At 71.3% G+C, this 17,096-nt stretch carries 18 protein-coding genes; 3 read left to right on the top strand and 15 right to left on the bottom strand.

All coding sequences use genetic code 11. The features are described from left to right. Positions 1 to 3 precede the first annotated feature (3 nt). The 4 genes from ACP4J3_RS30400 to ACP4J3_RS30385 all read right to left on the bottom strand — a co-directional run bounded on the left by ACP4J3_RS30400 (position 4) and on the right by ACP4J3_RS30385 (position 4,589). Complete coding sequence (locus ACP4J3_RS30400) at positions 4 to 1,029, bottom strand: PDR/VanB family oxidoreductase (protein ID WP_426539260.1); 1,026 nt, start codon at positions 1,027 to 1,029, stop codon at positions 4 to 6. Next, a complete protein-coding gene (locus ACP4J3_RS30395; RefSeq protein WP_426539259.1) occupies positions 1,029 to 1,934 on the bottom strand; it encodes a metal-dependent hydrolase in 906 nt (301 codons plus the stop codon). Before ACP4J3_RS30395 ends, ACP4J3_RS30400 begins: the two co-directional genes overlap by 1 nt. A 77-nt stretch (positions 1,935 to 2,011) precedes the next feature. Continuing rightward, complete coding sequence (locus tag ACP4J3_RS30390) at positions 2,012 to 3,937, bottom strand: hypothetical protein (protein WP_426539258.1); 1,926 nt, start codon at positions 3,935 to 3,937, stop codon at positions 2,012 to 2,014. A 142-nt stretch (positions 3,938 to 4,079) separates the two neighbouring features. Continuing rightward, positions 4,080 to 4,589: a tetratricopeptide repeat protein gene (locus ACP4J3_RS30385; RefSeq protein WP_426539256.1), complete on the bottom strand. Its 510-nt coding sequence runs from the start codon at positions 4,587 to 4,589 to the stop codon at positions 4,080 to 4,082. A 123-nt stretch (positions 4,590 to 4,712) separates the two neighbouring features. Between ACP4J3_RS30385 and ACP4J3_RS30380 the strand changes: the two genes are divergently transcribed. Continuing rightward, positions 4,713 to 5,111, top strand: coding sequence for a hypothetical protein (locus ACP4J3_RS30380; protein WP_426539255.1), 399 nt, complete (start codon positions 4,713 to 4,715; stop codon positions 5,109 to 5,111). Between the two features lie 81 nt (positions 5,112 to 5,192). On the opposite strand, the gene ACP4J3_RS30375 is transcribed toward ACP4J3_RS30380, so the two are convergent. The 8 genes from ACP4J3_RS30375 to ACP4J3_RS30340 all read right to left on the bottom strand — a co-directional run bounded on the left by ACP4J3_RS30375 (position 5,193) and on the right by ACP4J3_RS30340 (position 13,166). Continuing rightward, positions 5,193 to 6,749 carry a DUF1996 domain-containing protein gene (locus ACP4J3_RS30375; RefSeq protein ID WP_426539254.1) on the bottom strand — a complete coding sequence of 519 codons (1,557 nt, stop codon included), beginning with the start codon at positions 6,747 to 6,749 and terminating at the stop codon, positions 5,193 to 5,195. Between the two features lie 202 nt (positions 6,750 to 6,951). Further along, positions 6,952 to 7,605 carry a LuxR C-terminal-related transcriptional regulator gene (locus ACP4J3_RS30370; protein WP_426539253.1) on the bottom strand — a complete coding sequence of 218 codons (654 nt, stop codon included), beginning with the start codon at positions 7,603 to 7,605 and terminating at the stop codon, positions 6,952 to 6,954. Further along, positions 7,590 to 8,852, bottom strand: coding sequence for a sensor histidine kinase (locus ACP4J3_RS30365; protein WP_426539252.1), 1,263 nt, complete (start codon positions 8,850 to 8,852; stop codon positions 7,590 to 7,592). The genes ACP4J3_RS30370 and ACP4J3_RS30365 overlap by 16 nt, the downstream gene beginning before the upstream one ends. A gap of 52 nt (positions 8,853 to 8,904) precedes the next feature. After that, the gene (locus ACP4J3_RS30360; protein ID WP_426539251.1) at positions 8,905 to 9,933 is read right to left on the bottom strand and encodes an SDR family oxidoreductase; all 1,029 of its coding nucleotides are present in this window, start codon (positions 9,931 to 9,933) and stop codon (positions 8,905 to 8,907) included. A 64-nt stretch (positions 9,934 to 9,997) separates the two neighbouring features. Then, entirely contained in the window at positions 9,998 to 10,462 is a 465-nt protein-coding gene (locus ACP4J3_RS30355; RefSeq protein ID WP_426539250.1) for a winged helix-turn-helix domain-containing protein, read from the bottom strand. A 290-nt stretch (positions 10,463 to 10,752) separates the two neighbouring features. Next, the gene (gene glnII, locus ACP4J3_RS30350; RefSeq protein ID WP_426539249.1) at positions 10,753 to 11,784 is read right to left on the bottom strand and encodes a glutamine synthetase; all 1,032 of its coding nucleotides are present in this window, start codon (positions 11,782 to 11,784) and stop codon (positions 10,753 to 10,755) included. A gap of 255 nt (positions 11,785 to 12,039) precedes the next feature. Beyond that, the gene (locus ACP4J3_RS30345) at positions 12,040 to 12,681 is read right to left on the bottom strand and encodes a hypothetical protein (RefSeq protein ID WP_426539248.1); all 642 of its coding nucleotides are present in this window, start codon (positions 12,679 to 12,681) and stop codon (positions 12,040 to 12,042) included. A gap of 104 nt (positions 12,682 to 12,785) precedes the next feature. Next, complete coding sequence (locus ACP4J3_RS30340) at positions 12,786 to 13,166, bottom strand: arsenate reductase family protein (protein WP_426539247.1); 381 nt, start codon at positions 13,164 to 13,166, stop codon at positions 12,786 to 12,788. 221 nt (positions 13,167 to 13,387) lie between these two features. On the opposite strand from ACP4J3_RS30340, the gene ACP4J3_RS30335 reads away from it, so the two are divergent. Further along, complete coding sequence (locus ACP4J3_RS30335) at positions 13,388 to 13,720, top strand: hypothetical protein (protein ID WP_426539246.1); 333 nt, start codon at positions 13,388 to 13,390, stop codon at positions 13,718 to 13,720. 64 nt (positions 13,721 to 13,784) lie between these two features. Here ACP4J3_RS30335 and ACP4J3_RS30330 read toward each other — a convergent pair whose 3' ends face one another. Continuing rightward, entirely contained in the window at positions 13,785 to 14,996 is a 1,212-nt protein-coding gene (locus ACP4J3_RS30330) for a winged helix DNA-binding domain-containing protein (protein WP_426539381.1), read from the bottom strand. Positions 14,997 to 15,269: 273 nt separating this feature from the next. Between ACP4J3_RS30330 and ACP4J3_RS30325 the strand changes: the two genes are divergently transcribed. Next, positions 15,270 to 15,557, top strand: a complete 288-nt coding sequence (locus tag ACP4J3_RS30325) for a hypothetical protein (protein WP_426539245.1) — start codon at positions 15,270 to 15,272, stop codon at positions 15,555 to 15,557. 1 nt (position 15,558) lies between these two features. Here ACP4J3_RS30325 and pspAB read toward each other — a convergent pair whose 3' ends face one another. Further along, the gene (pspAB, locus tag ACP4J3_RS30320) at positions 15,559 to 16,143 is read right to left on the bottom strand and encodes a PspA-associated protein PspAB (RefSeq protein WP_426539244.1); all 585 of its coding nucleotides are present in this window, start codon (positions 16,141 to 16,143) and stop codon (positions 15,559 to 15,561) included. 1 nt (position 16,144) lies between these two features. Continuing rightward, positions 16,145 to 17,062 (bottom strand): zinc metalloprotease HtpX, encoded by a 918-nt coding sequence (gene htpX, locus ACP4J3_RS30315; RefSeq protein WP_426539242.1) that lies wholly within the window; start codon positions 17,060 to 17,062, stop codon positions 16,145 to 16,147. Positions 17,063 to 17,096: the final 34 nt, after the last annotated feature.

Here is a 17,096-nt window from a genome sequence, read left to right as displayed (position 1 = left end):
CGTTCACATGTCCAGTACGAGTCGATCACCTCGCGCCCGCGACACACAGATCAGCATCGAGTCGCCCCGCTCCGCGTCGGTCAGCAACTCGTCCCGATGGTCCACCTCGCCCTCCAGCACCCGCTGTTGGCAGGTCCCGCAGAACCCCTGCTCGCAGGAGTACGCCGTGTCCGGCAGCGCGGCGCGTACGGCGGCCAGCACGGACGAGCCCTCCGGCACGGTCAACGTCCGCCCGCTGCGCCGCAGTTCGACCTCGAAGGCATGGCCGCCCGCCGAGGTGCGCGGAGCGAAACGCTCCAGATGAACCCGCGGGAACCGCTCCTCCACCGCGGCCATCAACCCCTCCGGCCCACAGCAGTAGACGGCCGCGCCCTCGGGCACCTCCGCGAGGAGACCGTCCAGATCGGGCACTCCCTCCACGACGCTCACCCGGTCCCCGCCCAGCTTCTCGACGTCCTCCAGGAACGGCATCGAGGCGCGGTCCCGCCCGCAGTACAGCAACCGCCACCGCGCGCCCTCGCCCAGCGCCCGCAGCATCGGCAGCACGGGCGTGATCCCGATGCCGCCCGCGACGAAGACGTACGACTCGGCCTCGACGAGCGGGAAACGGTTCCGCGGCCCCCGCACCTCCAACTCCATGCCCTCCCGCACCTGCTCGTGCACCTCGCGCGAGCCGCCCCGCCCGTCCGGGACCAGCCGGGTCGCCACGGTGTACGACGAGGTGTCCGCCGGGTCGCCGCACAGCGAGTACTGCCGCACCAACCCCGACGGCAGCACCAGGTCGAGATGCGCGCCGGGCTCCCAGCGCGGCAGGTCGTGCCCCTCAAGACGTAGTCGTACGACCCCCTCGGCGACCTCCTCGCGCGAGGTCACCAGCACCCGCAGCGCCCGCGACCGGGGCCGCCCGGAGACCGGCTCCTCCAAGGCGGGCATCGGCCACAGCGGCGAGACCTGGATACGGCGCCGCAGCGCCCGCCGGGCGAGCAGGGCGGCACCGGCGACGACCGCGACGGTCCTCAGCCTCGGCATCAGGCGGCACCCTTCTCCGCGGCGAGCGCGGCCAGCGCGGCAGGGGACGAGGCGAGATAGGCGACGGCCTGTTCCGTGGACCCCTCCTGCGAGGGGTGATACGCCCGGCTCAGATACCGGGGTATGGACCTGAGCATCTCCCCGGTCGCGGGCAGCGTGCCGCGCCTGCCCCGGACGTAGAAGTCCCTGAAGGTCGCCTTGCCGTCGACGAGCGTCGGGTCGTTCGCCATGAAGAACCGCGCCCCGCGCTGCCAGAGGAAGACGAGCGCCGTGAACGCCGTCGCCCACGTCCGTACCCGCCGCCGGTAGCCCCCGTCGACGTGCATGAACAGATCGAAGGCGACCGACCGGTGCTCGACCTCCTCGGCGCCGTGCCAGCGCAGCAGATCCAGCATGGTCGGGTCGGCGCCCCGGCGGTCCAGTTCGTCGGCGCCCAGCACCCAGTCGCCGAGGAAGGCGGTGTAGTGCTCGATGGCCGCGATCAGCGCGACCCGCTCCATCAGCCACCAGCGGCGGGCCCGGCCGGGCGGCAGCGTGCGGTCGCCGAGCAGCTTCTCGAAGAGCCAGTCGACCTGCGCGGTGTACGGCGTCGGATCCAGCCCCTGCTCCCGCAGATGCGGCAGCACCTCGTCATGGGCCTGTGAGTGCATCGCTTCCTGCCCGATGAACCCGAGCACGTCCTCGCGCAGCCGCTCGTCCCGTATGTACGGCAGCACCTGCTTGTAGACGTGCACGAACCATCGCTCACCGGCCGGCAGGAGCAGATGCAGCACGTTGATGGTGTGCGTGGTGAACGGATCCCCCGGCACCCAGTGCAACGGGGTGTCGTCCCAGGAGAAGGACACCTTGCGGGCCTTGAGGGGCACCCGGTCCTGGGTACGGGACCGGTCCTGCGTATTAGACATGGCGTCAATGTACTGACGGGTAAGTCCCGGGTGAAGCCCCGTGCGCCACTTTGTTTACGCGACTGTCAGCAAGGCGCTCACTTGAGCCCGTTGATCACCCGGCCGCTCTCCAGCGTGCCCTTCAGCTCGGCCTTCGCGCCCTGCTTCGCCTCCGCCGCCAGCAGATTGCCCGGGGAGGTTCCGTGGACGCCACCCGTGGCGGTGATCGAGTCGGTGTCCCGGGTGCCGGCCGCGAGGAGGTACCAGCCACCCGCCTTCGCCTTCCACAGCACCCCGGCCAGCACATGGGGATCGCGCGCACCGCAGGCCGGCACGTTCTGCGCCTTCGCCGCCAGCGCCGCGCGCGTCGCGCCCGGCGTGCGGAACTGGGCCAGCACCCGCTCGCCGCCGCCCCGCCAGGTCTCGGCACGGGTGCACACCCAGTCCGCCGGACCGTTGCCTTCGGGCAGCGGCTGCGTGGCGAACGACCAGGCGTTGACCGTGCGCACCCCCGCGGAGCGCATCGCGCCCAGCCAGCAGGAGTACGGCGCCCAGGTGTGCAGCGCCTGTTCGCCGGTCACCTCCCTGGTCTCCCCGGGGCGGCCCGTGGTGAGGCGGGCCGGGACCAGCTCGGCGAGGTCGCTCAGCAACCGGGTGCCGGTGCCGTCGGTCGTCTGCAGGACGTTCCAGGACGAACACGCCCCGGTCCGCTGGGACAGCGGGCTCGCCAACGGCGAGGTGACCCCGTCCGTCACGGTGAGCTCCATCGCGCCGGTGTCCGGCTTCAGCAGATCCCGCTCGGCCGCCTCCTTCACCCACGGCGCCAGCAGATAGCGGACATTGCCGTCGGCCCGGCTCAGCACCACCGCGCCCGCGTCCGCCCTGGTCGCGCTGTCCACCCGGGAGAAGTCCAGGGCCGCACCGGCCGTGCCGTCGACCGGCTCGGCGTAGCGGGCGATGCGCAGACCGTCGTACAGCAGGACCACGCGCGCGGTGTCGACGGTGCCCGCGTACAGCAGTTGCGGTGCGCCGGGCGGGCCGCCCGCCGGGGTGCCGGGCGTCGCCGAGACCGCGACCGTCTCGCCGGGGCGGGCCCACACGGCGAGGGCGCGGCGCAGCAGGGCCGAGTCGTCGGTGAGGTCGCCGCGCGCGGGCCACACCGAGAAGTCGGTGCGGGCGGCGGACTGCCAGGCCAGCGCGGGCACCTTCGTCAACTGGGCCGGGTCGAGGGCGGCCTCGGCCGCCGGGTTCTGCGCGTACGGGGGAGCGGCGGGGCCGTCGGGGGCCCAGCCCTCGCCGGGCAGGCCGAGCAGCGCCCCGCACACCAGGAGCGCGGCACCGGCGGCGAGCGCGGCCCGCAGATGCTGCCGGCGCCGCATCAGATCGGTGGGCCGGGCCTGGAGCGAGCAGGGGTCGAACTCGGGGGAGTCGAGCAGCGCGTACTGCGCCGGTACGGCGTCGGCGTCCTCCAGCGCGTCGTCCACGTCCTCGACGCCGGCCGCCGTCAGGATCTCGCGTACGTCGCCGTCCGGGAGCTTCTCCAGACCACGCAGGACGTAGGCCGCCCGCGCCGGGCCGGACAGCGCCGACAGTCGCTGGTCCAGGGCGAGTTCGTCGGCGCCGCCCGACCTGGGGAAGAGGCGCAGGCCCCAGACCTGGGGCAGCAGGGGCGGCAGCTGGGAGCGCCTGGGCCAGGCCGGGCGCTTGAGCGTCAGGCCCGCCTCCAGCGCCGTACGCAGCACCCGGAGCCGGAGATAGGTGTACCCGGGGTCGCCGTCGCGGCCGGTCGACTGGGCCGGGACCACGGGCGTGGCGGCCGCCCGGCCACGGGGCAGCGCGCGCTGGGTGAGGGAGTGCGCGGTCACCACGCGCCGGTTGCGCCCGAGGCTCGGCGGCAGCACCAGGTAGGCGAGCCGGACGAGCCGCGGGTAGTGCTCGACGAGCGCGGCCTCGGCCCGCTCGACATCGACGACCGGATCGGCCGGGGCGGGCCCTGGGCGCGAGGCGACATCCTGTGACTGCACGTTCAGCAGAACGAGCGAATGAACGGTAGGTCACAACCCACGGTTGGGCAGCGCCCTCCAGGGGCGCGGGGGCTGTATGGGATATGCGGCTACCGCCGCGAGGGCGCGACCAGCCACCACGGCCCCGCAGACGCCCGACGACCTACCGCGGCACATCCCGATGCGCACAAAGCTCACGCGCGTAATTGGCCATGGAGCGCTGATATCGCGGCAGATGCCCGGCCAGCGCCCCCAGCGCCAGCGCCAGACCCTCCCGGTCCCGCCCCAGACTCGACAGGCACAGCGCCAGCGTCGCCCGTACCGCGTCGTCCAGTTCGTCCGACGGCGCGTCCAGTTCGGGGGTCAGCAGCTTGACGCCCTCCTCCGCCCGCCCGATGTTCCGCAGCGAGCTGGAGAGCTGGATCTTGGCGCGGCGCCCCTTGTAGCCGCTCAGCCCACCCTCCAGGGCCTCCCGGTACAGCGGCACCGCCTTGTCCGAGTGCCCGGTCGAGTCCCAGGCGCAGGCCTGCTCGAAGGGGCCGAGGGGGCTGCCGTCGGGCAGTTCGGCGACGAGCGCGTCGATGACGGCGCGGAAGTCGGCCGCATCCTCTTCGGCGTAGGTGTCGAAGGTCGCCCATGCCGCGGTCACGCGGTCTTCCCAGTCCTGGTTCACCCGGCCCACACTCGCACACCCGTACCCGTGAAGGCCTCCCGTTTTGAGCGCATCGCCCGCCGCAGCCGTATGGGAGGCGAGGGCCCCCGCCGGGGCTCACTGCGGCATGGACCGGAGGAACCGATGACATTGACCCGACCGATGCTCGCGCTGACCGGCGCGGTGGCGGTGCTCGCGCTGGCGGGCTGTGGCGCCGGCGGGGACAGCGAGGCTGCCGTTCCCGAGACGGCGACCGGCAGCCTGGAGAAGCTGGCCGCCGAAGCGAAGTGCGAGCCGAACATGCAGACCGACGCCGACGAGATCCGCCAGGCCATCTGCAGGACCGGCAAGGAGAAGTACATCCTCGCCACCTTCGCCACCGACCGCGGCCAGCGTGAGTGGATCAACTCGGCCAAGGACTACGGCGGCTACTACCTCGTGGGCCGCAAGTGGGTCGCCGTCGGCCACGAGGACGTCGTGACGGCGCTGCGCGACACGCTCGGCGGAACCCTGGAGATCGGGACCGACCACTCCGCTCACTAGACGCTCACCAAGCCCCGGGCATGCGAAAGCCGGCGGTGGGATCTCCCACCGCCGGCTTTCTACGGCCTACCGCCTAGTGCGTCACTGACAGTCCTGGCCGCTGTTGATGCACTGGACCACCTGGTTCATCAGGTCTTCGGACATGAAGTTGATGAAGTCGTTGTGGTCGGTGATCGGCTTGTGCAACTGCTCGGGGAAGCCGTCCACCGCGAACGGGTTCACCACCTGCCCGTTCTCGATCTGCGGGGCGGGAACGTCGTACACCAGCTTGGCCTGCAGCTGGGGGATCGCCTGGAAACCGTTCGGGCAGCTGCCGTCCGCCTGGACGAAGGCAACGTGGTCACGGTGGTTGGCGCTGTCGGTGTTCTGGCCGTCCCAGCAGCTCTGGAAGTTGGACGTCCGCACCACCGAGCTGCCCTCGGGGCAGATCGGGTACTGCTCCGTCACCTGCCGGTCCTCGAAGCCGGTGCAGCTCCAGGAGGTGTTGGCGTTCGCGAGACCGTTGGTGAACGCCTTGGCGTCACCGGTGATGATGCGCAGGCCCGTCGGCATCGCAACGACATCGCTCGCCTTGTTGCCGACGAACCGCAGCTCCGCCTGGGAGGCTTGCAGGACCTTGCCCACGTTGCCTTCCAGACCGCCTCCGGCCTCGTTCGCGTCCGCCTCCTGCGTACCGTCCTGCAGACGCAGCACCGGCCAGTAGTACGTGGACTTGTCGGCCTGGTTCTGGCAGCTCGTATCGGCCTGCAGGAACTCCTCGTCGCTGGTGAAGGCGTCGTTGTCCTGGTTGCCGACGTAGTCGTGGCGGTGGTGGGCGCCGTTGTCGACACCGGGAGCGACGATGATGTTGTCCGTGTTGGCGTTGCCGTTCTCGTTGGTACCGCACTCGGTGGTGAAGGTACCCGTCGAGCCGGAGTCGCCGTTCGCGGCCAGACCGTTCGGCAGGTTGCGGGAGTTGGGCTGGACGTCCTCGATCTTGATGAAGTCCTGCGCCACCGGACCGTTGCCGGCCTGGCCGCCGTTGCCCTCGGGCACCGGGTCGAGGCCGTTGTCCTGGCCCTGGTCCTGGCCGCCGTCCTGTCCCTGGTCCTGACCGTCGTTGTTCTGGTCCTGACCGTCGTTGTTCTGGCCGTCGCCGCCGTTGCCGTCGTTGACCTCCGGCTGCTCGGCCGCGACGCCCTCGCACTGGGCGAGCTGGTCCAGTCCCTGCGGTCGCTGTCCACCGGCCCGGTTGATGTTGATACCGATCCGGTCGATCGTGGCCACTCGCTTGGACTTCAGCGGGCCGAGGATGGCGTTGTTGACGAAGTTGGGGTCCCCGGCCTGGGCCTGCCGCGTGTCGGCGAGACGCGCGTAGGCATCCGTGATCTGCTTGTCGAGCAGCGCCAACTCCTTGGCCACGCCCTGGCGCGCGCCCTCCGGTACGTCCTTCAGCTGCTGGCCGACGTCCGGGCAGTTGATCGTCGCCATCTGGGCGCCCGTGGCCTTCGTCTGGTTCCACCCAGACGACCGGTCCTCATGCGCCGAAGCATAGAAGTTGGCCCAGACAAGCCCGCCCCCACCGAGCGCTAGGGCCGCCGTCCCGGCAATGGCCTTGGTGGCCAGCGGCATCCGGCGTTTTCTTGTATTGCGTCCCATGGAACTCCTCTGACTTCCTTATCCGGGGCATCGAGGCGCCCGACAGGAGTGAAGCGGCTCCCTTTCATACGGAGGGCGTCCCAGGGGTGTTCAGCCGTCTCGGAAATCGTTGAGAGATTCGTGAGTGTGCCGTGTGCTCAACAGCCCCTGAAACACCGGGGGTTGTTGATCCCGCACACCGGGTGAACAAGCGGGTCCGGTTTCACCGGCCGTGGTCGAGATACGCGAGAACCGCCAGCACGCGACGGTTGTCGTCGTCCGACACCTCCAGGCCCAGTTTGGCGAAGATGTTGGCGGTGTGCTTGGCGATGGCCCGTTCCGTGACGACGAGCCGCTCGGCGATCGCCGCGTTGGACCGGCCCTGCGCCATCAGCTCCAGCACCTCCGTCTCCCGGGGCGTGAGCCGGGCCAGCGGCTGGTCGTCGGCCGCCCGGCGGGAGAGCAGCTGCTGGATCACCTGCGGGTCCATCGCCGTGCCGCCCGCCGCGACCCGCCGTACGGCGTCCACGAACTGCTCCGCGTCGAACACCCGGTCCTTCAGCAGATACCCCACCCCGCCGCTGCCGTCCGCGAGCAACTCCCGTGCGTAGAGCTGTTCCACGTGCTGCGAGAGCACCAGCACCGGCAGCCCGGGCCGCTTGCGGCGGGCCTCGAGCGCGCACTGCAACCCCTCGTCGGTGTGGGTCGGCGGCAGCCGGACGTCGACCACGGCGACGTCCGGCTCCAGCTCGGCCAGCGCGCGGGACAGCTCGGGGCCGGTCTCGACGGCCGCCGCGATCTCGAAGTCGTAGGCCTGAAGGAGCCGGACGAGCCCGTCGCGCAGCAGGAACAGGTCTTCGGCTAGGACAACGCGCAAGGGATCTCCATGGTGACCATGGTGGGGCCGCCCGCGGGAGAGCTGACGGCCAGGACGCCGTCGAATGTACCCAGTCGCCGCTCGATCCCGGCCAGGCCCGAGCCGGCCCCGGTCACCGCGCCGCCCCTGCCGTTGTCGGTGACGCTGACGCGCAGCGTGTCGCCGGTGTGGTGCAGGTCGATCCAGACCCGGTCGGCGCCCGAGTGCTTGACGGCGTTGGTCAGCACCTCGCTGACCGCGAAGTACGCCGCCGACTCCACCGGCGCCTCCGCCCGCCCGGCCAGCTCCACGTTCACCTCGGTCGACACCGGCAGCCGCAGCGCCAACGCCCGTACGGCGTCGCCCAGTCCGCGCTCGGCGAGCACCGGCGGATGGATGCCGCGCACCAGGTCGCGCAGTTCGGCGAGGGCGTCGGCGGAGGACCGGCGGGCCTGTGCGACGAGCTGCTTGGCCTTCGCCGGGTCCTTCTCCAGCAGCATCTCGATCGTCCCCAGATCCATGCCCATCGCCACCAGCCGCGCCTGCGCCCCGTCGTGCAGGTCGCGCTCGATACGGCGCAGTTCGGCGGCCGAGGTGTCCACGGCGTCCCTGCGCGTCTCGGTCAGCACCCGCACCCGCTCGGCGAGTTCACCCTGGTTGGAGCCGAGGACGGCGCGGGTCAGCCGGAAGTGGACCTGGAGCAGCCGGGCGGTGAAGAAGTGGGCGCAGATGAGCAGGGCGAGGGCCAGGGCGGCCACACCGAACGCGGACGCCTGCCCGTGCACGGGCACGAACCCGTACCAGTACCCGTCGGGGAGCACCCGCCACAGCCCGGCCGCGATCGCGAACCCTTCCAGCGGATAGAAGAGCAGCACGGCCGGCAGCAGCGCGGTGACGAACCCCGCCGTCATGTCGACCGGCAGCCACCGCAGGTCCCGCCAGGTCGCCGGGTCGCGCAGCATCCCGAAGGTGCGCGACCACGGGTTGGCGTCCGGCGGCAACGGCCGGTACGCGGGCGGAATCCGCACCCCGCCCCACTCGGCGGCGAGCACCCGCCGCCAGTCGGCGAAGGTCCGTACCCCCGTCAGCACCCACGGCGTCGTCACGATGCCGACGCCGATCGGTATGAGCGCGATGGACACCAGGGACAGCACGAAGCAGAGGACGGCCCCCGGCAGGGACACCAGCGCCAGCGCCAGCCCCCGCACGGCGGCGAGCCCCATGCCCCGTGCACTCGAGCCGCGGCCGCTCTTCTTGTCGTTGGTCATGCCGCCAGTCTCGCCAAGGCCGCGGCGGTGGTCACGGGGCCGGGGCCCCGGGTCAGGGGGTGGTGCCAGGTACACCCCGCCCGGTCGCGGCGAGCACCTGCGCCTCCACCTCGGGATCGAGGCCCTTGGCGGTCCGGTCCGGCCGCATGGGCGCCGTATCGCCGATGTCCTTCAGCCACCGCCAGGTGTCGGCGACGGTCTCCTCGACGGGGCGGCAGCGCAGCCCGGCCGCGACGGCCCGGGAGACGTCCGAGCCGTGCAGGGCGTCATGCAGGTCGCTGCCCGGCGGCACCCACACCGGAAGCTGGGTCCACGGCTCGATGCCCGCGTCCAGGATCACCTCGGGCCCGGTCCAGCGCAGCTCGGCGTCCGAGCCGGTCACGGCCACGCACGCGTCGAGGAGCTCACCCATCGTGGTGTGCCCCCGAGGGCCGGTGAGGTTGTACGGCCCGCTCAGCTCCCGCTCCACAGCGCCCAGCACCCACTGAGCGAGATCGCGGACATCGACGTACTGCAAGGGGAGGTCCCGCGGCCCGGGCGCGAGGACGGGCCCGCCGCGCGCGATCCGGCCGAGCCACCACGGCAGCCGTCCGACGTTCTCGTACGGCCCGAGGATCAGCCCGGCCCGCACCAGCACGGAACGGTCGGCCCCGAAGCCCTCGACGGCGCCCAGCTCCCCGCCCAGCTTGTCCCGCGCGTAGTCACTCTCCTCGGCACCGGCCTCGGCGCCCTCGACCAGCGGCGCGTCCTCGGTGTACCCGGCGGGCGGAGCCCACGCGTACACCGAGCGGCTCGACACATACACATACCGCCCGGCGCGGCCCCGCAGCAGCCGCGCCGAGTCCCGTACGGCACGGGGCGCCGCCGACCAGGTGTCGACGACGGCGTCCCACTCACCGGTGTGCTCGGCGAGGGCGGCGAGCCCGTCGGGCGCGGTACGGTCACCGTGCAGCGACCGCACCCCTGCCACAGGCTCGTGCCGCCCCCGGTGGAAGACGGTCACCTCCCAGCCCCGTCCAAGGGCCGCCTCCACGACGGCCCGCCCCGCGAACTCCGTACCACCCAGCATCAACAACCTCATGCCGCAGACTCTGCCCGGTGCGGACGGAGGACGGAACGGGACTCTGCCGTCAGCAGAGGCGGGCTCAGCGCCCGGCCGGCGGCGCGTACTTGTACCCCACCCGGCGCACGGTCCGGATGGCGTCCCGGTGCTCGGCGCCCAGCTTGCGGCGCAGCCGGGCGACATGGACGTCGACGGTACGGCCGTCGCCCACATGCCCGTAGCCCCACACGGTGGTGACGAGCTGATCGCGTGTGTGCACCCGGTGCGGGTTGGCCACCAGATGGGCGAGCAGCTCGAACTCCAGGTAGGTCAGGTCGAGTTCACGCCCGTCGACCGAGGCGGTGCGCCGCACGGTGTCGACGGCGACGAGAGGGTCGCCGCCGGTCTGGAGGACCGGTGGCTGCCGGTCGGCCGGGATGAGCACCAGGTAGCCGACCATCGGCGGCTGTCCCGGCAGTGTGGGCAGGGAGTGCGGGGGAGCGGGCAGCAAGGTGGCGCCCGGCGGGAGGAGGTCCGCGACGTCGATCACAGAGGGAGTGGTCGCCATGAGAGGTCAGCTCTTTCGCGCGAGAGGTCGTCGGGAGACGTACGTCGATGCGCGCCGGCCCAAGGCCGGGAAGGTACGGCTTTACAGGGCCCGCGCGTTCATCGCGCGGCAACACACCCGGTCGAAGTCGTGGTGCTGACGGGAGGGCCAGAAGGGCTCGAGGTCATGACGACCTGTCGCGGTGTCCTTCTCGAAGCCGACCATGGCCCCATTGAAGCAGACCGCGAGACGACAAAGCGAGGGGCGCCCACCGTTGCCGGTGGGCGCCCCTCGGAGCCGAGCGGTGCGGATCAGACCTGGCCGGCCTTCTCCAGCGCGGAGCAGCAGGTGTCGACGAGCAGGCGGGTCACCACGTACGGGTCGACGTTGGCGTTCGGGCGGCGGTCCTCGATGTAGCCCTTGCCGTCCTTCTCGACCTGCCACGGGATACGGACCGAGGCGCCGCGGTTGGAGACACCGTAGGAGTACTCGTTCCACGGGGCGGTCTCGTGCAGACCGGTCAGGCGGTCGTCGATGCCGGCGCCGTAGTTCTTGACGTGGTCGAGCGGCTTGGAGCCCTCGCCCAGCGACTCGCAGGCGGTGATGATCGCGTCGTAGCCCTCGCGCATCGCCTTGGTGGAGAAGTTGGTGTGCGCGCCGGCGCCGTTCCAGTCGCCCTTCACCGGCTTCGGGTCCAGCGTCGCGGCGACGCCGAAGTCCTCGGCGGTGCGGTAGAGCAGCCAGCGGGCCACCCAGAGCTGGTCCGAGACCTCGAGCGGGGACAGCGGGCCGACCTGGAACTCCCACTGGCCGGGCATGACCTCGGCGTTGATGCCGGACAGGCCGAGGCCGGCGGCGAGGCAGTTCTCCAGGTGGGCCTCGACGACCTCGCGGCCGAAGATCTCGTCGGCGCCGACACCGCAGTAGTAGCCGCCCTGCGGGGCCGGGAAGCCGCCCTTGGGGAAGCCGAGCGGGTAGCCGTCCTGGAAGAACGTGTACTCCTGCTCGATACCGAAGATCGGCTCCTGCGCGGCGAACTTCTCCGCCACCTCGACGAGTGCGGCACGCGTGTTGGACGGGTGCGGGGTGAGGTCGATGTTCAGGACCTCGCACAGCACCAGCACGTCGTCGCCGCCGCGGATCGGGTCCGGGCAGGTGAAGACCGGCTTGAGCACGCAGTCCGAGGCGTGGCCCTCGGCCTGGTTGGTGGAGGACCCGTCGAAGCCCCAGATCGGCAGCGCGTCCAGACCGGCGGGCTCACCCGCGATGATCTTGGTCTTGGAGCGGAGCTTGGCCGTCGGCTCGGTGCCGTCGATCCAGATGTACTCAGCCTTGAAGGTCACGGGCCACATCCTTCGGGGGTGGGTCTAGGCGCACTTGCGGGTGCTGCGGCGCTGCGGCACTGAGGCGCCGCTCTTGATGCCCGCGAGCCTGTCAACAGGCGATTTCCCGGCCGTTGCTCGTATGTGAACCCCGTGTTACCGGGTGATGGTGTGGCGCGATTCACGTGGTGAGCGGCTGTATACGTACGCGGGTCCTGCCCCCCGTGGCCGCGGGGGGGCAGGACCCATGACACGTACGGCGTGGTGACCCGGGCCTCACCCCACCTTCTCGATCAGCGCCCGACGGATCAGGAACTTGCCGGGCTCACGGACCTGCTCGAACGCCGCGTTGTTCAGCAGCGCACAGCTTCCGGAGGCCGAGGTGACCTCCACCGTCGTGGACTTGTCGTTGTCCAGGTTGGTGACCTTCAGCGTCGTGCCCACCGGGAACTGGTTGCTGGACGCGGCCGGAGCCCCGCCCGCGCCGGAGAGCGTGACCGTGGACCCGTTGCAGACCTGCTGCCCCGAGGCCGCGGCATCGCCACCCGCGTCACCCGCATCCCCCGCAGCCTCAGCCGGCGCGCTCGGCTGTGCGGCCTGGGAGCCCTGAGCCGACTCCCCGACGACACACCCGGACGCTTCCTGCTGGACCTTGATCTGCTGGATCACGGCCTCACGGTTGGCGATCCTCGCCTCGGACTGGGCATCGGGATTCGCCCGTTGCCCCTCGATGAACCGCTCGTTGTTGCCGAGCGCCGTGGCGAGCCCCTGGCAGACACTCGACTCCGCGGCCGATTTGGGCGCCTGCGCGGCGTTCGAGGTGGTCGCCATGACGAAGGCACCGCCACCCGCCACCGTCGCCGCACTCACCAACAGGGCGAGCTTCTTCTTCGTGCTGAGAGTTCTCCTGCGCGACATGCGCGCCTCCTGAAGAGGTAGGGGAGCGTACGCCGCTATGTACGAGATACCGAACGAGGTTACTCAGCGGTTACAGGAGTCACTGAAGTAACGTACGTCACACCTCAGTTGGGGGATTCTCGGCCCGTACGGGACAGAGCGTCCCGTACCGCCTCCTCCGTACGACCGACCACGGCCGTACCGTCCTGCGCGGTGATGATCGGCCGCTGGATCAGCTTCGGATGCTCGGCCAGCGCCTTCACCCATCGATCCCGCGAACCCGCGTCCCGCGCCCACTCCTTGACCCCGAGCTCCTTGGCGACGGCCTCCTGGGTCCGGGTGATGTCCCACGGCTCCAGCCCCAGCCGCTCCAGCACCTCCCGGATCTCGTCCTCGCTCGGCACGTCCTGAAGGTATCGGCGGACGGTGTACTCGGCGCCCTCGGCGTCGAGCAGCGTGATGGCGCTGCGGCACTTGGAACAGGCCGGATTGATCCAGATCTCCATGCGACCCACGGTATCCCGAGGCGCCGTGTTCGAATTTCTCGCCGCCTCACGGGCACCTTGCGGACCGGGGGTGACACGGTGACAACTTCGTTGCTGACCAGGGCATTTCATGGACGTCTGGCACCCTCCGGATGTCAGTGCCGGGCACTAGAATATAAGTAGTGTTCGAGAGCGCCACCGGAGCACCCGGCCGGCGCTCTGACCGCGACAGGAGGATGCCTGTGCCCGCTGCCGCACTGAAGCCGAAGACGAAGCCGACCCGCAAGCCGCTGCCCACCCAGTCCACCGCGAAGCACCCGGTGCTGCTCGACCTGCCGTACGCACCGCTGGAGAAGCGACCGCTGCCGCCGGGCCGCCCGCGCGAGTGGTACATCACCCACAACCGCCGCCTGAAGGCGATGCGCCTCGCGATAGCGCTCCTCGACTCGGGCGTCTACCTGCCGAACCAGGCGCGCAACGAGACGATCCGGGACACCGCGGAGACGATCGGCGTCCACCCGCCGTCGGACACGACGTGCCACATGGTCAGGGCGCTGATGCGGTACTCGCGGTAGCCGTGGCGCCGGGTGCCGTCTCTTCGCGGGGGCACCCGGCGCTGGTGGCGTCGCACGGCGCCCGTCAGCCGCCGCCCGACAACTCCCGCTCCAGCGGCGTCCGGAACCGGGGCGTCACCCGTGCCGCCCCCACCCACCCCCGCACCCGCTCCGCCTCCATCGCGACGGCTGCCTCGACCGCACGCCGCTGCGCACCCCCGAGGTCCTCCAGCAGCCGCCAGACGATCTCCCCGTCGGCGCGCTGGGCCCACCCGCCCACGACCCGTCCGTTCCACCACACCGTCGGCCCCACATTGCCGCTCCTGTCGAACAGCGCGGGCCGCAGCTCCGGTGCCAGATACCAGTCCCGCTGCTGCCACCCCATCGCCGTGGGGTCGAGCCCAGGCAGCAGCGCCGCCCACGGCTCCGCGGGCCCCGCCACCGGATCGACGTCACCGTCGACGACGTACCCCGTCCCCTCGCCCCCCGTCCCGTCGTCCAGGGACACGGCCTGCGCCCCGATCGCCGCCAGCGCCCGGCGCACCTCCGTCACCCGCCACCCGGTCCACCACTTCAGGTCGGCCTCGGTCGCCGGACCGCACGCCGTGAGCCAGCGCCGCAGCAGCTCCGCCTGTGCCTCGGCCGCGTCCAGCTCGGGATGCTCGGGTGCCACCGCCCACCGGAACTGCGAGGACGTCCAGGAGCCCAGCGGCCGCCCCCGCACGACCTTCCCCTCGACGCCCAGCACTCTCAGCAGCCGCGTCGAGACGCTGTGCATCCCCTCGTAGCTCTTGCCGGCCGCATACACGAACTGCTCGCGCAACCGCGGTTCGTCCTCGCCGAGTTCGGCCGCCGTGGCCTGTCCGCGCCGGGCCAGCGCGGCCAGCGTCGACTCCTCGACCTCCGCGAGCCACGCCGCGTCCGGCGCTCCGGCCGTCGCCATGTGCTTGATCAGCGAGGCCCGCTCCCGGGCGGCGACCGCGAGGCCGGTGGAGGCGTGCACGACGGCGGTCAGCTCGGTGGGGAACACGAACACGGTGTGCCGCATGCCGTGCATCCGCACCAGCGCACGGTCCTCGTACAGCGCCCGCTCGGTCTCCGCGACGGTCTTCGCGGCCTCCGCCAGCCGCGCGCCCACGGCCAGGTACACGGTGGCCGGATCGGAGCCGTGCAGCGCGACCAGCGACTCGGCCACGTCGGCGGGCCCCTGCGCCCGCGCCTCCCCGGCCAGCCGGTGCCGCACCCCCAGCCGGGCCCGCCGCTCGTCCACCCCGATGTACCGCACCCCGTCACCCATCCCGGCCTCCACCCGCGACGACATCATCGCCCCCATCTTCCCCGCCTCCACTGACACTCCCGCCCGGGAAAAGGAGATGCACGCGCAGTGACCGTCTCCCTACCCTGGACACGCGTAACGGAGCAGTTCACGCCGCTTTCCGCAGGGCGGGGGTCACCCTGCGGACTCGGAGCTAGTCTCTACGCACCGACGGAGGGCCGCCTTCCCCCAGCGCCCCGCCGGGACAGATCACCGCTCAGATCCAGATTCAACCCACGCACACGGAGGCCCGTGATGGGCACCATCGTCTTGTCCGGGACCGTGGTCCTGGTGATCTTGGGATTCGGAAACCACCTCTATTGGCTCGCCGCCGTCGCCGTGCTGTTCCTGTACCTCCAGTACGGCCGGGACTCCTCCGCGTCGAGCGGCGGGGCCGGGGGAGGGTCCTCGTCGGGAGGAGCCATGCCCTCGGACTACCGCGCCTACCGCGACCGCCGCGACATGCAGGCCAAGTGGGAGCGCCGCTACCGCCGCGAGCGTCCTTTGGAGTCCCGTCGTCAGGAGCGCGGGAAGAGCAGCTGAGTCACAGGCCGGGGGCGCCCCAGACCGGGAACCAGCGGGTCAGATCCTGCTCGATCCGCAGGTCGTCGGCGAGGGCGGCCTTCACCCGCAGCTCCAGCGGGTTGTCGCGGCGCTCCGCCGCGCCGGGCAGGGGTGCGAAGGGATAGAAGGTGCCGCGTTTGTAGAGGTAGACGAGGGCGAGCCGTCTGCCCTCGTCGTCCTCGAACCCGGCCACTGAGCACAGCAGCTGCGGCCCGAAGCCGTTGACCTCCATCGCGCTGTTCACCGCGTGCAGATCGTTGACCAGCTCCGGCAACCGGTCCGGGGTGCGCTCGGAGACCAGCCACGAGTAGCCGTAGCCGTCCCGGGTCAGCCGCACCGGCCGGCCCTCGCGCTCGGCGTCCGCATCCAGCAGCGCCTGGACCTCGCGGTGCGTCTGCTCGAAGGCCGCCCCCTCGACCGTCGCGAAGCACACCGCCCCGCTGCCGGTCGGCCGGAACCCGGCCGCCGCCTCCAGCGTCACCGCCGCCGACGGCAGCCCGAAGAGCTGGTCGAGATCGGGTGCGACCGGCTTGGTACGGCCGAGCAGAATGTCCAGCAGCCCCATCTCACGCCCCTCCGGGAGCCGACGCCTCGCCCAGTTCGGTGGAGATCCGCCCGAGCTGTTCGAGCCGCTGCTCCAGGCTCGGGTGGGTCGAGAAGAGGTTCGCTATGCCGGGCTCCCGGCCCAGCGCGGGCGTGAAGTAGAAGGCGTTGAAGGCCTGAGCCGTGCGCAGGTCCCTGGTCGGGATCCGGGCGATGTCGCCGGAGACCTTGGTGAGGGCGGAGGCCAGCACCGAAGGACGCCCGGTGAGCAGCGCCGCAGCCCGGTCGGCGGCCAGCTCCCGGTACCGGGACAGGGCCCGGATCAGCACGAAGCTGATCGCGTACACGGCCGCCGACACCCCGAGCACCGCGGCGAAGATCACGGCGGTGTTCTGGTCCCGGCGCCCACCGCCGAAGAGCTGCGAGTAGAAGGCGAACCGCACGATCAGCCCCGCGATCACCCCGAGGAACGAGGCGACGGTGATCACCGCGACGTCCTTGTGCGCCACGTGCGACAGCTCATGCGCGAGCACACCCTCCAGCTCGTCGGGCTCCAGCCGCCGCAGCAGCCCCGTCGTCACACACACCACGGCATGCTCGGGATTGCGCCCGGTGGCGAACGCGTTCGGCATGTCCATCTCCGACACGGCCACCACGGGCTTGGGCATGTCGGCGATGGCACACAGCCGGTCGACGACCCCGTGCAGCTCGGGATACTCCTCCCGCTCCACGACCCGCCCGCGCATCGCGAACAGCGCGACCCGGTCGGAGAACCAGTACTGGGCCCCCAGCAGCCCCGCCGCGATCACGACGACCAGCACCCAGGACTTCAGCAACACGATCAACGCGGCCACGAAGCCCACGTACAACAACCCGAGCAGAAACAGCGTGACGCCCATCCGGGCCGTCAGCCGCCGATCGCTCTGAAAGCGGCTCTGCATCTCGCATCACCCCGCGCAGTCAGGCACTCGCCCC

Source organism: Streptomyces sp. UG1 (assembly GCF_049974585.1).
GTDB lineage: Bacteria > Actinomycetota > Actinomycetes > Streptomycetales > Streptomycetaceae > Streptomyces.
The sequence above is the reverse complement of the archived record's forward strand: the minus strand, read 5'-3'. Positions and strand labels throughout refer to the sequence as shown.

Bases quoted from the DNA above. Each gene is read 5' to 3' on its own strand.
- ACP4J3_RS30400 (WP_426539260.1), bottom strand. From the start codon at position 1,029: ATGCCGAGGCTGAGGACCGTCGCGGTCGTCGCCGGTGCCGCCCTGCTC.
- ACP4J3_RS30395 (WP_426539259.1), bottom strand. From the start codon at position 1,934: ATGTCTAATACGCAGGACCGGTCCCGTACCCAGGACCGGGTGCCCCTC.
- ACP4J3_RS30380 (WP_426539255.1), top strand. From the start codon at position 4,713: ATGACATTGACCCGACCGATGCTCGCGCTGACCGGCGCGGTGGCGGTG.
- ACP4J3_RS30375 (WP_426539254.1), bottom strand. From the start codon at position 6,749: ATGGGACGCAATACAAGAAAACGCCGGATGCCGCTGGCCACCAAGGCC.
- ACP4J3_RS30365 (WP_426539252.1), bottom strand. From the start codon at position 8,852: ATGACCAACGACAAGAAGAGCGGCCGCGGCTCGAGTGCACGGGGCATG.
- ACP4J3_RS30360 (WP_426539251.1), bottom strand. From the start codon at position 9,933: ATGAGGTTGTTGATGCTGGGTGGTACGGAGTTCGCGGGGCGGGCCGTC.
- ACP4J3_RS30355 (WP_426539250.1), bottom strand. From the start codon at position 10,462: ATGGCGACCACTCCCTCTGTGATCGACGTCGCGGACCTCCTCCCGCCG.
- ACP4J3_RS30345 (WP_426539248.1), bottom strand. From the start codon at position 12,681: ATGTCGCGCAGGAGAACTCTCAGCACGAAGAAGAAGCTCGCCCTGTTG.
- ACP4J3_RS30340 (WP_426539247.1), bottom strand. From the start codon at position 13,166: ATGGAGATCTGGATCAATCCGGCCTGTTCCAAGTGCCGCAGCGCCATC.
- ACP4J3_RS30330 (WP_426539381.1), bottom strand. From the start codon at position 14,996: ATGGGTGACGGGGTGCGGTACATCGGGGTGGACGAGCGGCGGGCCCGG.
- ACP4J3_RS30325 (WP_426539245.1), top strand. From the start codon at position 15,270: ATGGGCACCATCGTCTTGTCCGGGACCGTGGTCCTGGTGATCTTGGGA.
- pspAB (WP_426539244.1), bottom strand. From the start codon at position 16,143: ATGGGGCTGCTGGACATTCTGCTCGGCCGTACCAAGCCGGTCGCACCC.
- htpX (WP_426539242.1), bottom strand. From the start codon at position 17,062: ATGCAGAGCCGCTTTCAGAGCGATCGGCGGCTGACGGCCCGGATGGGC.